The 17,029-nt window shown below is 45.6% G+C and carries 10 protein-coding genes; all 10 read left to right on the forward strand.

The genetic code is table 11. The features are described from left to right. Positions 1 to 477 (forward strand): dTDP-4-dehydrorhamnose 3,5-epimerase (gene rfbC, locus WS42_RS05460; RefSeq protein ID WP_046450820.1); only part of this gene is annotated, 477 nt, incomplete at its 5' end. Further along, a complete protein-coding gene (rfbD, locus tag WS42_RS05465; protein WP_046450821.1) occupies positions 470 to 1,339 on the forward strand; it encodes a dTDP-4-dehydrorhamnose reductase in 870 nt (289 codons plus the stop codon). The genes rfbC and rfbD, both read left to right, overlap by 8 nt. Continuing rightward, complete coding sequence (gene rfbB, locus WS42_RS05470; RefSeq protein ID WP_046450822.1) at positions 1,339 to 2,403, forward strand: dTDP-glucose 4,6-dehydratase; 1,065 nt, start codon at positions 1,339 to 1,341, stop codon at positions 2,401 to 2,403. The genes rfbD and rfbB overlap by 1 nt, the downstream gene beginning before the upstream one ends. Further along, entirely contained in the window at positions 2,390 to 2,920 is a 531-nt protein-coding gene (locus tag WS42_RS05475) for a UpxY family transcription antiterminator (protein WP_286728323.1), read from the forward strand. The genes rfbB and WS42_RS05475 overlap by 14 nt, the downstream gene beginning before the upstream one ends. 9 nt (positions 2,921 to 2,929) lie before the next feature. Next, positions 2,930 to 3,406 carry a hypothetical protein gene (locus WS42_RS05480; RefSeq protein ID WP_013613200.1) on the forward strand — a complete coding sequence of 159 codons (477 nt, stop codon included), beginning with the start codon at positions 2,930 to 2,932 and terminating at the stop codon, positions 3,404 to 3,406. A gap of 140 nt (positions 3,407 to 3,546) precedes the next feature. Continuing rightward, complete coding sequence (locus tag WS42_RS05485; RefSeq protein WP_195203574.1) at positions 3,547 to 6,681, forward strand: SusC/RagA family TonB-linked outer membrane protein; 3,135 nt, start codon at positions 3,547 to 3,549, stop codon at positions 6,679 to 6,681. 18 nt (positions 6,682 to 6,699) lie between these two features. After that, entirely contained in the window at positions 6,700 to 8,112 is a 1,413-nt protein-coding gene (locus tag WS42_RS05490; RefSeq protein WP_162613264.1) for a RagB/SusD family nutrient uptake outer membrane protein, read from the forward strand. 455 nt (positions 8,113 to 8,567) lie between these two features. Further along, entirely contained in the window at positions 8,568 to 15,296 is a 6,729-nt protein-coding gene (locus WS42_RS05500) for an aminotransferase class I/II-fold pyridoxal phosphate-dependent enzyme (protein ID WP_046450825.1), read from the forward strand. Between the two features lie 99 nt (positions 15,297 to 15,395). Next, positions 15,396 to 16,631 (forward strand): TlpA family protein disulfide reductase, encoded by a 1,236-nt coding sequence (locus WS42_RS15360; RefSeq protein WP_147345786.1) that lies wholly within the window; start codon positions 15,396 to 15,398, stop codon positions 16,629 to 16,631. Positions 16,632 to 16,753: 122 nt separating this feature from the next. Beyond that, on the forward strand, positions 16,754 to 16,987 hold the full coding sequence (locus tag WS42_RS05510; protein ID WP_046402767.1) for a hypothetical protein: 234 nt from the start codon (positions 16,754 to 16,756) through the stop codon (positions 16,985 to 16,987). Positions 16,988 to 17,029 lie beyond the last annotated feature (42 nt).

Here is a 17,029-nt window from a genome sequence, read left to right on the forward strand (position 1 = left end):
CGTGATTTCGAACGGCAGGTATGTAAAACCGTTTTTGTCCAGGATAATGAGTCGAAATCGTGTTACGGTGTGGTGAGGGGATTGCATTTCCAGCAACCTCCGTATGCCCAATCCAAACTGGTGCGGGTGGTGAAAGGTCGTGTACTGGATGTGGCGGTGGATATCCGTAAGGGATCGCCTACATTCGGGAAGCATGTTTCCGTTGAATTAACGGAGGAGAATAAACGGCAGTTTTTCGTTCCGCGGGGATTTGCCCATGGTTTTGCGGTATTGAGTACAGAAGCTGTTTTCCAGTATAAATGCGATAATTTTTATGCACCGGAAAGTGAGGGGGCTTTAGCCTGGGATGATCCGGATTTAGGAATCGACTGGCGGATTCCGGCCGCTAAGGTGATCCTTTCTGAAAAGGACAGACACCATCCATGCCTGAAAGATGCCTGTGATTGGTTTGACTATAATGTGAATCTCTATGAATAGGATATTGGTGACCGGAGCCAACGGACAGTTGGGGAATGAGATGAGGCGGCTGGCTGGCGGGAAGAACGGAAAAGATTGCTATATCTTTACCGATATAGCGGAATTGGACATTACCGATTTGGATGCCGTGCGGCGTTATGTGGCGGACGAGAAAATCAGCGTAGTGGTGAATTGTGCTGCCTATACGAATGTAGACAAGGCAGAGGAAGATGAAGGGACGGCTGATAGGATTAATCGTCTGGCGGTGGAGAACCTGGCAGTTGTCTGTAAGGAAGCGAATGCTACCTTGATTCACGTTTCAACTGATTATGTGTTCGGCGGAAACAGGAATCTGCCTTACCGGGAGGATGAACCGACCGATCCGTTGGGTGCTTACGGCAGGACGAAGCTGGCAGGAGAACAGGCTGTAGAGCAGAGCGGATGTCGTTACCTGATCTTCCGGACAGCCTGGCTGTATTCTGCTTTCGGGAATAATTTTGTAAAGACCATACAGCGTTTGACAGTGGAAAGGGAGCAGTTGAATGTCGTATTTGACCAGGTGGGAACGCCGACTTATGCCGCCGACTTGGCCACTTTGATCGTTCACGCCATCGAAACGGGAAAATACAGGCAACATCAGGGAATTTACCATTTTTCCAATGAGGGCGTGTGTTCGTGGTATGATTTTGCTAAAGAGATCGTTGCTTTATCGGGAAATACTTGTGACATCCGGCCGTGCCATTCGGATGAGTTTCCGGGTAAAGTAAAACGTCCGGCTTTCTCAGTGCTGGATAAAACAAAAGTGAAACGGGATTTTGATTGTACCATTCCTTACTGGAAGGATTCACTTGTGAAATGTATAAATGAATTAAAACGGAAATAATGGATTTTAAAAGGAATGTATTGATTACCGGTGGTGCCGGTTTTATCGGCTCGCATGTAGTGCGTCTGTTTGTGACGAAATATCCGGAATATCATATCATTAATCTGGATAAGCTGACTTATGCGGGGAATCTGGCCAATCTGGCAGACATCGAACAGCAGCCGAATTATACTTTTGTAAAAGCAGATATCTGTGATTTTGAAAAGATACTGGAATTGTTCCGGCAGCACAGTATCGACGGAGTGATCCATCTGGCAGCGGAAAGCCATGTAGACCGCTCGATCAAAGATCCGTTTACCTTTGCTCAGACGAATGTGATGGGGACCCTGTCTTTGTTGCAAGCCGCTAAAGTAAGCTGGGACGGACAATATGACGGGAAACGTTTCTATCATATCTCTACCGATGAGGTGTATGGGGCCCTGAAGTTTGACGGCACCTTTTTTACGGAGACAACGAAATATGATCCGCATTCCCCCTACTCGGCTTCGAAAGCTTCTTCCGATCATTTCGTGAGGGCCTTTCACGATACTTTCGGTATGCCTACCCTTGTAACCAATTGCAGTAATAACTACGGTCCTTACCAATTCCCGGAAAAGCTAATCCCTTTGTTTATCAATAACATCCGTCACAATAAACCTTTGCCCGTTTACGGAAAGGGGGAAAATGTGCGTGACTGGTTGTATGTGGTGGATCATGCCCGGGCCATCGATCTTATTTTCCATAATGGAAAGGTTGCCGAAACATATAATATCGGTGGCTTTAACGAATGGAAAAATATCGATTTGATCCGGGTTCTGATCAAGACGGTAGATCGCTTACTGGGACGCCCTGAAGGAGCATCGGAGAAGCTGATCACATACGTGACAGACCGGGCCGGACATGATTTGCGCTATGCTATCGATTCGACGAAACTGAAAAATGAATTGGGCTGGGAACCTTCTTTACAGTTCGAGGAGGGTATAGAGAAAACGGTGAAATGGTATCTGGATAATCAGGAGTGGCTGGATCAGGTGACGAGCGGAGATTATCAGGGATACTATGAAAGGATGTATGGCAATAGATAGGCAAAAAACGGAAACGGTTCATTGGCACGCTGTCTTCACCGCCTCGCGTGCGGAGAAGAAGGTGCGTGACCGGTTGGAGGAGCTGGGTGTGGAGTGTTTTTTGCCGGTACAGACGGTGTTGAGGCAGTGGACGTACCGGAAGTCGCGGGTGGTGGTGCCGGTAATTGCAGGCTTGGTGTTTGTGCGGGTGAGCCGTCAGGAACAGGTGAAGGTGCTGCAGACGAAGGGGGTGGTGGCTTTTCTGAGGCTGAAGGGAGAGGCGGGGGCTGCTGTGATTCCGGATAAGCAGATGGAGGACTTCCGTTTTTTGCTGGATTTCTCGGAAGAGGCAGTGGAAATGACCAATGAAAATATAAAGGCCGGTGATTTGGTCAGGGTGGTGAAAGGTTCGCTGAGGGGGACGGAAGGTGAACTGATCAGACACAAGGGAGTGACGAAGGTGTTGGTACGTATCGATATGCTGGGGTGTGCCATGGTTAATATTCCGGCGAGCTTTGTAGAAAAATTAAATAAGTAATGATCGGCGATGAAAGAGTTTTCTGTTTGTTATGATCGTTTTTGCCTGGGGAATTATACCCTGGTTTGTGATGTCTCGGATACCGTTCAGGCGACCGCGGATCTGGGGGCTTTCGAGATGTATGTCCTGGGTATGTGGAACGATGGGCTGGTGGTGACGATGAAGGCATACGATGAGGTTTGTGGTGAAAATCAGTTTGTCCTGCTTGTACCGGACGGTAGCGAGCAGTTGATGAGTTTCTCCCCGGGTAGAGGTTTTGTGGTCCGGCCATACCGGGCGGCACGTCAAGGCCGTTTTGCCTATTTGCTTGATTTCTTATGTGGCTTGAAATACAAAGGTTATCAGGGTTATGAGGAGTATGACGAGGAAGAAAAAATGATTTTCGGTATTGTGCGGGTCGGTGAAAAATCCCTGACCTATGGAGGAAAAAATTTGCAGGAAGTGAAAATGGATTTTAAAAGAGTAATCGAAGAAGCTATAAGTTAGCGGTAGGAAAGAAAAGCTAAAAAAGGGGTTCCCTTGTCCGGTGACGGATAAGGGAATTTTTTGTCGATGATTTTCCAAACCTTATTGATAAAAAATGCGAATACTAGTGAAAAAACGAATCTTTCTAACCTGGAAAATTTATGAGACAAGAAATGGAGAAAACGGTTTTGAAAGGAAGACACGGAGGTTGGTCGATATGGCTATCTGTAGCTTTCGGAATGGTATGGCTTTTATTGCTTCCCGGACAGTCGGTGGCTAGGGTTCCGGGCAGTAGGGACAAACAACAGAATGCGGAAACGTTGCGGGTTGTTCACGGTAAGGTAACGGATGAGAACGGAGCTCCGATTGTGGGGGCGAATGTTTGGATAAAGGGGACTATGGTAGGAGTGGCTACCGATGTCAACGGAGATTATACCTTACGGATAAACCCTGAGGCGAAGACGTTGAGTGCTTCATTTATCGGTTATTCAGAGGCGGAGAAGACGATTATGCCGGGAATCGAGGTTTATAATTTTACTTTAAAGCCGGAAGCCAGGAAGCTGGACGAGGTCGTGGTGGTTGGGTACGGTACTACCCGGCTCAGGGATTTAACCGGTTCGGTATCTTCTGTCGGGGCTGCTGATCTGGAAAAGGAACCGGTGATGAATGTCGCTTCTGCCTTGCAGGGGAAAGCGCCGGGGGTTCAGGTGTCTATGGCTTCGGCGAAACCCGGTGAACCGGTGAAGATCCGGGTGAGGGGATCCACTTCGTTGGAAGGTACCAATGAACCTTTGTATGTGATCGACGGTATTCCGGCCGAACAAGCCGATATGATCGCCATAAACCCGGATGATATTCAGTCGATCGATATATTGAAGGATGCTTCGGCAGCGGCTATTTATGGGTCGAGGGCCGCTAATGGCGTGGTATTGATTACAACCAAACGGGGGATACAGAATGAAAAGCCTCAGCTGAATCTGAAGTATTTTACCAATTTCGATACCCAGATAGAGAATTTCAGCATATTGAATGCGAATGAATTCCGGAATGTCATGATGGATGCTGCAATCAATACGTTAAAAGTGGATCCGACCAATGAAACGGCTTTGAGCATTAAAGAAGGGACTATCCTGAAGGATGCCGATACAGATTGGTATAAACTATTGTCACAGAAAGCTTCAACGAACAGTGTGGAGCTTTCGGTGAGGGGAGGAAGTTCAAGACTGAAATATTTTACTTCCTTCGGGATGAGTTTCCAAAATGGAGTATTGAAAGGGGATGACCTGAAACGGTATACCGGGCGGATCAACCTGGATTGGGATGTGACTTCGGTATTGAAATTCGGTACCAATGTAAGTTTGGCGTATACCGATCAATCCCAGGAAGGACAAGGGTTGTGGCAGATCAAACAGTTTCGTCCGGATGTCCCGGTTTATGCAGAGGACGGTAGTTATTATAAGATCGGTACGACAGATAATCCGGTGGCCAAAACGAAGATTACCAACCGGAACGATGTTTATCGGTTTAATGGGACGGTATTCGGAGAGGCCCAGATTATTCCGGGACTTCGTTTTCGTTCAACTTTCTCTGTAGCTAAGAACTTTAATTTCACCCACCAATATTATCCCAGTTTTTTACAGGAAGGTAATTATTATAACAATTATACCGGTAAAGCTGTACGGGGAAGTAGCGAATCGGTACGTACCCTTTGGGATAATACATTGAAATATGAGGGGACATTTAAGGAGATACATGCTTTGGATGCTTTGTTCGGAGTCTCGTTCGAGCGTTACAAGGCAGGTGATTTCAGTGCTACCGGTGTCGATTTTCCGATGGACAAAATCTTGAATAACCTGAGTAGCGCTACAACTCCTTACGATGTAAGCGGAAATTCGTCCGGAAACGGACTGATTTCGGTCTTCGGACGGTTTAACTACCAATTGATGGAAAAATATCTTTTCACTTTTACGGCTCGTTTCGACGGTTCGTCGAAATTCGGTTCGCACAATAAATACGGTTTTTTCCCCTCGGGGGCTTTTGCCTGGAAAATCGATCAGGAACCTTTCATGAAGGATATTGAAGAAGTGAACGAATTGAAATTAAGGCTTTCGGCCGGAGTGACGGGAACACAGAATATCGGTAATTATAACAATAAGGATCTTTATGGCCCGAACGATTTTCTGGGAAAACCGGGAATTATCCCGACAACCTTGGGAAATAACGATTTACGCTGGGAACGGACCAAGCAGTTCGATATCGCTGTCGATTATGCTTTGCTGGATTACCGGTTGAGCGGATCTATCGGCTGGTATTATAAGAACACCAACGACCTGTTGTGGTATATCGATTTTCCGACTTCACTGCAACCCTTCAGCGGGATGTATAAAAATGTCGGACGGGTACAGAATAAGGGATTCGAGTGGATCGTCGATGCAAAGATTTTCAGGGAGACGGAGGTGAAATGGGACGTTACTTTTAATCTGGCCGTTAACCGCAATAAGGTGAAATCTTTGGTATCCGAAGGGGCACAGGATTGGGCCGGTAAAGGTGTGGTACAGGGAAGCGGTACCGAAGTACTGGCCGAAGGACATCCGGTGGGAGCTGTTCTGGGGTACCAGACCGACGGTATATTCCAGTCCTGGACACAGATCGAGGAATATAATAAAAAGGCACAGGAGCTGAGTAACGGGACTGCCACTTATTATTATAGCAGCGAGACCAAACCGGGACAGATTATTTACCGGGATGTGAATGGAGACGGGCATATCAGCGTGAAAGACCGGGTCATCATTGCTAATCCGGAACCGAAATTTCAGGGGGGATTTTCTTCCAATGTGTCCTGGAAAGATTTATCCCTGTATCTGATGTTCAATTATTCGGTAGGTGCAGAACGCTTGTATAACAATACTTTGCAAAATATTTCCGGTTCGTTGAACAACCTGATCGATTATAACCTTTACAACCGTTGGTCCGAACAGAATACGTCTTCCCGTTTACCGGCTTTGTATGTCGACGATCCGGTTCCGGCGACGAATAATCTGGAAGTACACAAAGCTTCTTATTTGAAGCTGTCGCATTTGCGGATCCAGTACAATTTGCCGGTATTGTGGGATGCCAGGTATTACAAAGGGGGACAGGTATATTTCGCTATCGCCAATCTTTTCACTATCACCCGTTATCCGGGAATCGATCCGGCGACGGTAGGTAGTGCTACGGCTAACTACGGAGGAAATTACGATAGTGATATTTATCCGGGTGTCCGTTCTTATACAATCGGGTTACGACTTAATTTTTAATTATTAGCACGAATGCTTATGAAAAAGATATTTATCCTTTTGATGGTCGGTAGTCTGCTGTTTTCCTGCCAGATTACGGACGTCCTGAACCAGGAGCCTCCGCATAATCTGACTCCTGATAATGCGATTACGGATGAAAAGTCGGCAGAAACCGCTTTGACCGGTATTTATGGTGAACAGATCGGGTATGAGTCTTATATGTCGATCGGAAATCATGCAATGACTGCCGGTATTTTGCAAAGAAACGACAATCCCGGCGTGGTTGTGAGTATCTATTATATCGAAAACCGTTTGCCGGAACTGAATCTGGTGGGGGCAGCATATACTCCTTTTTGGGATGCTTTTAATACGATTATCAATTCGTCGACGAAATTACTGGCTGTTTTGGAAGGAATGAGCGATAATCTGTTTACCGATGGACGGAAAACCACCATGATGGGAGAGATCCGGTTTCTGCGGGGGTGGTATATGTTCGATTTGTTGAGGATGTTCGGGGAATATGATAAATTGGACAGTAAATATGGGATGATCATCCGGGAGACTCCCCCTACTTCCGATGATGTCTATAAAGCCCGTTCGACGGTTCAGCAGACGTATGATTTTATCCTGAAGGATATCGAGTATGCTATATCGAACGCCCCGGATTTTACTTCTTCGGATTTTGCGTCGAAAATGGCTGCCAAGGCTCTTAAAGTGAAAGTACTTTTCTATATGGGGAAATACAGTGAGGCTTTAGAGGCTGCCAATACGTTTATCGGTGACGGAGAACGGGCATTGGTGGCCCCCTATTCGGCTGTTTTTACCGATTTTTCTAATCAGGAGCTGATCTATACCCGGGGATTTGCAGGGACAGATGAAGTGAAATATCAGGCCACGCGGGTACAGGCGTATTATAATGAGGGGAAATGGGGACCTACGGAGTCTTTTATGGAACTGGTCGGGGACGATCCCCGGAAAACGGTTATCCTGAAAAATGGAGTCGGGGATGTTTTCGGACCTCAGCAGACGATTCGGAAAGCTTCGAATGCAGAAGGAACAATGCCCACTTACCTGATGCGTTATTCAGAGATTTATATGATGAAAGCCGAATGTGAAGCCCGTACCGGGAAAGGAGATCCTTTGGCTACCCTGAATGCTTTACGTTCCGGTCATGGATTACCGGCTATTACGGGAGTGACCGATATATTACAGACGATCTATCAGGAATGGATACTGGAACTGGGGTTCGAGAATGGGCATGAATGGTACGCCACCTGGCGGATGGGAGTGGATCAGCTTCTGGAAACCAATCGGGCTGTGGCTGAAAAAATGGCTACTGCCGCCGATCCCGAATTGTATAAAGCCAATTTGCCTTATAAACGGATTTATCCGATCCCTTCGAGCGAAATCAATGCCAATAAGTTGATGGAACAAAATCCGGGAAATAATTGATGGCCTGATTCAGGACTGAGTTTTGGTGGTTGAAGAGAGAATCGTGATAAAGTGGCTTTTATTGCGATTCTCTTTTTTTGTCGGAAAATAGCCCGGAAACTCCGTCTCCGTCCTTTATTGTTAAATATTATACAGTTGTTGGAAGGAAAGTTTACTCAAACGTTTTCCTTTAAAATTTTCACGTTTCTTTAACAAACCGGCCGGTTTTCGTATATTAATTCTTAATATTGTACCTGAAAATATGAAAGACAGAAACCTATGATGACTGTAATGATGAAGTTGACGGACAATAATTTTAAACGTAAAGTTACGTTGCGGGCTTCTGTTGGCATAGGGGAAAATATAATAGAATAAAGAAGCCCGCTGAAAGGCGGGCTTTTTTTTGCGATAAAAGTGAAGAGGTTCGAACTGACCGGTTTTGTCATGAAAAAAAGAGTAGAAATTAAAACCATACAATGAAAATCAAAGGAGAACCGAGGGCATTTCTGAGTAATGAGGCCCGACAATTACTGAATCTTTACGAATCGTTAGGGGAACGGGCAGAGATTTTTTTGCCGCGTCATATTTATGACAATCTGACCAGTTTTGTGAAGCTTTGTTTTGAAGAACCCGATGACCCGGCTGTCCAGCAGTCGGAGATCAACCGTTATTTGTTGAAGTTCCGGGAAGATATTCCGGGATATACGGATGTTGCTTTGATGCTTTGTCCGCATCATCCTTCCAAAGCTTTCGAATTGAGTGGAAGGCGGGGAGAGTTTGTGAAGAAGATCGATGAGTTCCTGGATACCGAAGCAGTAAGTCCTGATTCCAGAGTTCTCTTGAAAAATATTAAAGACACTCATGATTTTTCGGTAGGAACTCCTCCTGTGCGCAGTAGCCATATCGAGTTTATCTCCCAGGTACAATTGGGCGGGCAGGTACGCGATTTGCGGAAATACCGGGATGTGATCGGGGTGACCGGTGACCTGAACGAAGCGCATTGGAATTATTTGATGGATACTTTGGAGCAGATGATCGGCCAGAGTACCCATTATACAACCGGGGCTGAGAAGGCCGACTTTCTCAACCGGATGCGTTGGGCGGTGAATTTCAAGGGACTGAACGGTATGATTACGACGGTGGTTTCGGGAAATGCCGATAAAGCGGTCAGTCTGCTCCGGGGAGAAGTGTTCGGTAAGAATAGTGTACAAGTGTTGGAGAATCCTTCTACCGAAGAATTGTTCGAACAGATGAGGGTGGATACAACCTCGGTCTTTGTGGTGAAAGCCCGGCATATGCGGGTGAATCCTTTCTCCGGTGAAAAATGGTTTCCTCTGCTGACCCGTCTGGTGATTGTCGACGATTCGCGGGAATCGAGGAGTTCCAATACCTCTCTGGTGTTCTGTTTTCATAACGGGATTATCCATACACTGAATAAGGTACATACCAAGAAATTGGGTTCTCCGGCCAATACGCAATTGAACTTGCGGTTGATTCTGGAAAATGTGAATCCCTCTTTCCTGTCAGAATTCCGGGAAAAAATCGAGCTGCAAATCAAAGCCTACGAGAAAGAGATCAATCAGATTCTGACCGAACAGATCGGGACTACCGGGGATGCGGTGAAACGGTTGAATGTGTTTAAACTGGATATGTTCTCCAGGAAGATCGTTCAGGATAAATATTCCCTGGAAAAATTACGGGATTTTATTTATTTTCTGGAGAATTGCCATAAAGAAGAAAAACGGCAGGCACAAACCCGTGAACTGATCGATGAGTTCGAAAGCCGGATCCGGCAATACTTTTATTCGGATTGCCCCCAGATTCAGGTGTTGAGTGTATTGGAAGGCGGCGGACGCAACCAGATCCGTACTTATGGACGTTATCTGTTGCAAAAGCCTTTGCACCGACTGGAAGATAAGGTGTATAAAGCTTGCCGGTTGATCCTGAATATTATCCCCAGCAATTATGAACGTACCCTGAAGAATCACTTTCATAAGAATTTCGGCATCAACCTGTTTTTAGAGAAATATCAGGCTTATATCACGAAGATAGATAATGATGCTAACAATAAAGGCCGTTACGATAATTTCCTCAATGACCTGGGGATCCGGGAAAAATACCGGGCCTTGCCTGTGGAGGATCAGCAAATCGTGAAAGAATTCTTATCGGCTTTAGGCAATCTGGAACAGACTTCGGTTTCCGATTCGGTACAGATGATTATCCGGGATCTGTTGTTTCATCCCAATGGAAAGCCGAAACCTTATATTATTTACAATGCGATGCAGGCTTGGGAATATAAGGATTTGCTGCCTGACGATACTTTCGATATCAATCCTTTCGATATCGAAATCGAGAATTTGCCTGACGGACGTTTAGCCTATGAACGGCTGACGGATAAATTACTCCGTATCAAATCGACGCTGGCTTTATTCGACGATAGTGGCAGCCTTTGGGATTTGTTTTGTGAGAATACGACGATTCTGATCAACGATCCGAATAATCCGACCGGTTATACGGATTTCAATACCGAAGCTTTGAATTCGTTCCTGAAACTGATGAATACTTGTAAGATTACTCTTTTTCTCGACGAAGCTTATGCCGACAGTGTGAAGGTTACGGATAAACATATGCCGAAATGGCGTACGATCTCGCGGTATATCATCAATAATATCAATGCCCAGGCCAATATCCGGGCGGTATCATCGTTATCGACCACCAAGAATTTGTCGGCTACGGGCGATCGGTTAGGGGCTTTGGCGGTGACCCCTCAGGCTGCTGCGGTCGCTGCTTTTGTGCGTCAGCTGAATTCCTGTTCGCACGGCAATAACAACTCTTTACTGATGTTGAATAATTTGCTGGAGACGGCACAGGTAGCTAAAAAAATAAAAGATACGCTGGAAAGCGAGTTACCGAAAAATGCTTCCCGCTTTAAGATCAAAGAGACACTGATCCGGTTTATCAATGAACAGATCGGACGGATTGAAAAATCGAACGCCAATAGTGTTGCAAACCGTCAGTTGCATAAGACCGCCGGATTTGAAGGTAGCCCGTTGTACCTGTTCCTGCTGGATGAGCTGGTAGCTTTGGATAAACTGGATATATTGGCCCTGCCGGACGATTTTAAATACCACAACGAACCTTTCTTCGTTTATTACCAGAAACGGTTGGTGGAAAATCTGAACCGTTTCCGGGTGAATAAGAATTTCCGTTCAGAATCGATGTTACGGATGAGTTGGGCAAAAGAGGTGGCTCAACGGGTTGTAGCTGAATTCGAAGGGACGGAAGTCAGTTGGTTGCCTTCGGATGGTTCTTATTTGTTTAACTTCCGGGTGGGGGAAGGGTTTTCTTATGCCGATCTGCTTTGTTTCTGCCAATATCTGGCGTTACACCGGGGGATTGCTGCTGTGCCCTATCCTACCGGTTTGGTCCGCTTTGCTATCGGAGGTTTTCTTGCCGATACCGAGGAGAGTAAGCAAGTGTTTAAATATGAACTGGAAGACGGTTTTACCATTTTTATGAAATATTGGACACTGTTTGCGGCTAAGCGGTTGGATGCGGCTTATAAGGAGGTGGAAAGCCATACGATTTTGGATGAGATTTTCGCTTATACTAAAATTCAGGAATTGATTGATACGATTATCGGCGATTATCCTTTATCCGCTAAATACCGGAAAGACAAAGCGCCTTCTTTGCAGATCCGTGATATCCGGACCTTGTACCATGCCTCTCCCGAGCGTAGCGGAGTGAGCATTACGACGATCGACCGGTCGGTAAATTCGGTCATCGAATTACATGGCGACAAGATCGGTTCTTGCCGGGATGTATTCGAGTTTATCCGGAGTGCTGCTTTTACGAAGGTATATGAAAATTTACTGGCACAGATTTATAAGCAAGTGCCGGCCATTGCCGACCTGGATTTCAATACGGTAAGTTCGAAATACAGTAAGGCGGTGATCCTGAAATATATCACTAATAAGAAGACGTTCCAGCCCAACTATAATGTACTGGACGATCCGATGGAGAAAAATGTGATGCGGGAAATTCTGATTGAAATGGAGCATCTTCTGTTCTCGGATAGTAAAGTGAAGATTTTAGCTATCGATGCAACCGGAAATCCGGAGTTGGATAAATCGAAATTGGAAGGAATCAATGTGATTATCAAGAAATATATCCGGGAAATTTTATTGCATTTCAATCTGCCGTTTGAAAAAGACAGCCTCGAACCCAGCCGCAAGGAGATTGTCCGGGTAGCCGGAGAAACATTCGAGGAAATCACCGGTATTCGGTTGAGTGACCTGAACCTGCAAATCTGGGTAGATGAATTTATCAACCGTCTCCGCGCTCTGCCCGAATTTAAAGAGACGTTGCTGGCTCAGAAGTGTATGGGGTATATGATGGATTCGATCGCTTCGGGGATGAACAAAGAAAATTTGCCGGTAACCGATAAGATCCTGTTTCTGTATTTATTACATAACGATCATTCTTTCTATCGGCTGGTATCGGCCAAATTGAAGTATTTCAGCGATAAGATCGGAGCTTGTGCGGACAGGGAGGTGAAGATGTTTACAGAGGAGTTTATCACCGAGATATTACCCACCCAATTGAAGGAAATCAACGATTATATCATGCGGCGCCGGGATATTAAGGTGGCTGAGAAAGAGATCCACCGGGTGAGCCGGAAAGTGGTGTTGTTCTATATCAGCATGATCAAGCGGACAAAAGGAACCGATTATTACAAGCGCTATACCCATACGATGGTCCGGCTGGTGGAGACGGCTTTTATGAAACAAAATTCCAGTGTCAACGAGATGGTACAGCACGGTATTTCTATTTATAAAGATTTTGAAATGGAGAATAAGGTGCTGGAGACTTTCGAAGATGGACGGATCGCCTGGATCAACGAACTGATGCAGAAATGCGGTGTCATTTCTTCCGAGCAGCCGGTGCAGGAGCATACCCGTATCGTTACGGATGCTAAGAAACGGGAATATCCGTTCCACAAAGTGGATCGTCCGGGGACTATTTCGAAAAAGCGGCTTGGGGAGGCAGGACCGAACGATTATTTGAAGCTATTGGATTTGCGGCCCGATTCGTCTTTTTTTATCGGTCGTTTGGCCCGGTTTATCGCCAATATGGATTCGGACGATTATCGCTGTAAGGTGGTGAAACATGGCATGGTGAAGGAGCTGGTGATTTTCCAGAAGGGATATATGAAATACCTGACCGATAACTACCGGCTGAATTATACCGAAGACATTCCGATCGAAGATATCACCCGGTTCGTCCCGGATGTGATCAGTTTCCTGGGGGCTCCCGAAAAGCTGATTTCTTTCCCGCAGATCGGGTATTTCGATATACCGGGGCCGAACGGGAACATCAAGACGATCGTTACGCCGTTGAAACAGAAGGTAGATTATTTCGGGGATGTCAAGAAACCACGTCTGACGGTGATCAATGAGAAAATTAAAGAGATCGGCGGTAATCCGCGTCACGGTTCTTTGTTTGCCGTGGAAGAAAACGACGGTAGTATCTTTGTTATCGAGATCAATGGGGATAGTGGGGTAGGGAAGTCGGAAATGATCGCCGCTTTTATCCTGAAATGGTTGCGGAATAACCTCGAGGGGGTCCGTTCGGTAAAACTGATTGCGGGCGATATGTTCCATGAGTTTCAGGATGCCGAAGGTAATCTGTATGGGATCGGTACAGAGGTCGGTGATTTCTCACGGACGACGGATTTCGACCCGGATTATATCAAGTATTATAAGTATCTGTTTGAAAGTAGTGCCGACAGTAATGTCGAAGATCTCAATTCCCGGAGCACGGTGAGCGGTATGTGTGATATCACGATGCCTTATAAGATCGATATCATGCTGAGTGCCGGAAACTATTCGAAGGAGGAAGCAGGTATAACCCGGGTGGACAATCCTGAAAATTTCCTGTTGTATATGGATGCCCATGGGGAGAGGAAAGAGAAAGCGACCAGTCAGGATGGTCCTAATTTCCAGCGTACCTTGAAGCGTTATACGGCAGATAAGAATATTGTAGATGTGATTGCCCGTCATGGTAATTATCTGGATGATATTTTAGATTGGGATTATGTAGAAAATGAAAAGCAATATTATCTGGCTTCTTCGTTCAAATTATTGGATAAGATCGATATTACGGAAGTAGTCGGTCAGATTTTCGGCGGTAAGCAGTTTAAACGGGACGGGGTTGGCTATACCATCCAAACGGTCTCTTTCGATATGATACAGAACCGGTTTATTGCTACCGTATCGTATGGGGAAAGAGAAAGCCGGGAAATGATGATCGACCGGAAGATGTTCAGTGCGATTTTCGATTCTCTGGCCAGTACTCCGGGAGGGCAACCGTTTATTGCTGAGGAAGGACAGTTGGAATCGGTGATGAACCTGGTGAAAATCATGCGCGGAGGGAGCGACGGTAAGGGGAAAGCCCGGAATATTCAATGTGGTATGCTTTCAACGGAGATCGGCAAGAAAGGCCGGGAGATTACCGGACCTCAGAAAGCCGCTATGGAGCTGAAACGGATGATTCAAGAGGTACGGATTACCCGCCCGGAAATCAATGAAGGGAAAATTTGCGTGAAACGCCTGCTGAACGAGAAATATCGTCCTATTTTCAAAGGAGAAATGAATAGTTCGGAATTGTGGCGATATAATTTCTTTATCTATCAGCTGGAGAACATGAAGAAAGCCGACTATCGCCGGATGGACGATATCGACCGTAAGGTAGATATGAGTAATCTGGTGGATTTTGTACCTGTAGACCCGAAGAAAGAATTCAGTCCTTTGTTGGTGAATCCCAATCTGAATATCGAACTGAGTAGTTTCAGCGAGACGTTCGAGGAATTGATGAGTTTGCCGAATTATCCGGAATTTGCGTGTGAATTCGCCGAACATATGGAACAGTTGTATGTCGCAGAGGGATATAGTGAAGAAACGAATATCAATAATATGATCGTACAGTTGTTGCTTCTGGAGGGATATTGCACGACCGAGGACGTGGCTCGTGGTAGTGTCATTGAAAAAGTGAACCGGGAGACGATTGCCGCTGCCAAGTATGCGGTGGTTCGGTATTTGGAAGGCGAACGGGTGAAACGCGCTTCATCCGGTAAACCTGTCGAAAAGATCGCGGCTACCGGTACAGGTAAAAAGGTTGCTACGAAGGGGATACGTAAAAAGTAAAGTATCGGGATTTTGATTTGGGAAGCCGCTTCTTTCCGGGGAGCGGCTTTTTTTTGTTGTTATTTGTTGAAACCTGAAAACATTTTTTATCTTTGTATTATGATGAAGAATGTTTTGTTTTGTATATTAATGATTTATGTGGTTTGTGGCTGTCGGTCACAGCAACCGCAAGAGATTGTTCGGCTTGCTGTGAAAAGCTTGGATGAACTACAGTCTGTGTCGGCTGTCCTGGTCAGTAATGCTGCTTTTGACGGTGCGGAGTTGTCGGATGAGCTGGCCAGTCGGATACCTTTTCTCTTTAAACAGGTAGTACGGGATTCGGGTACTTATTTTTTTACCTTCGAACAAATCGATAACCGGGTTTTCTACCGGAACGATCAGCCTTATATGGCTTGTGTATATCTGGATATGTTACTTGGTACGCGTATTCCTGTTGAACCCGGTGCGAAAAGGTATGATTATTTTGCCCGGATCCAGGAGGAGCTCGATTTGATGCAGCAAATCCTGGATGGTAAGAAACTGCGTGAAGTTGCTTCCGATTCTTCCCGGATCGTCGATGTATGGGTGGAGCGGGCGCCGGATACGCTTTTTAACGGGCAGGATTGTTATGTACTCAAACGGCATAATGATGTCACGCTTATTCCCTCGAAAAGTGATAATGAGTCATGGAAAGCCAATGTAAGATATAAAGTGATGCATAGTTATAATACGTATGCTTTATTTATAGAAAAACATACAGGTTTGCCTGTTTACTGGTCTTATACCAATTCGGGAGATCAGGACGGCAGGAAAATTCCGGGAAACCGGAATACGGAATTTTTGGAAAATATGGAGCTGAAGGATATTCCGGACAGTTGTTTTTATCCTGCTCAGGCAGATAAAATTCGCTATGTCGCTTCTTTCGACGAGTTCGTGCAGGAGGTGAAGGTGGGTGATGAGGCTCCTGCTTATGAATTGACGGATGTCATGACCGGGAAAGTGTATTCCAACGCATCGCTGCAAGGCAAGATCGTGGTGATGCAATTTACTTCTACCGGGTGTGTCGGATGTGTATTGGCCCAGCCGTGGATGAATAAATTATATGATCGCTGGAAAGAGCAGCCGGAGCTGGTTTTTCTGTGTGCCGGTCTGCTCAGTGAAAAGGATGCTAAGATTCAGGTTGAAAAATATGAGTTCGCTTATCCGATGACCACTTGTAATCAGGCTTTTTTCTGGTCGTTCGGAGTGCAGGCCATACCTTCTTATTATGTGATCGGAAAAGATAATCAGGTGCTTGCCAGACCACAATCACACATCGATTTGAAGAATTTTTTAGACAGTTATTTTAATAAATAATTGCGGGGAGCCGGGTTTGTTATCAGGAAGAATGGTAGGCCACAGGAAATAGAACGGAAATTTTTGGTCAAGGGAGATTTCAAGTCACAGGCTTTTCAATCGGTACGGCTTATGATTTTGAAATGGAGAATAGGGTACTGAAGATTTTTAAAGATGGACAGGTCGCCTGGATTAACGAACTGATGCAGAAATGCGGTGTCATTTCCTCTGAACAGCCGGTGCAGGAACATACCTGTATCGTTACGGATGCTAAGAAACGGGAATATCCGGATCGTCCGGGAACTATTCCGGAAAAGCTGCTTGAAGAGACTGTTTCTGGAGGGATATGGCACAACCGAGGATGTGGCCTGTGGTAGTGTCATTGAAAAAGTGAATATCGTCATTATTTCGTCATATTT

Origin of the sequence: Odoribacter sp. N54.MGS-14, assembly GCF_000980295.1 — a bacterium.
Classification (GTDB): domain Bacteria; phylum Bacteroidota; class Bacteroidia; order Bacteroidales; family Marinifilaceae; genus Odoribacter; species Odoribacter splanchnicus.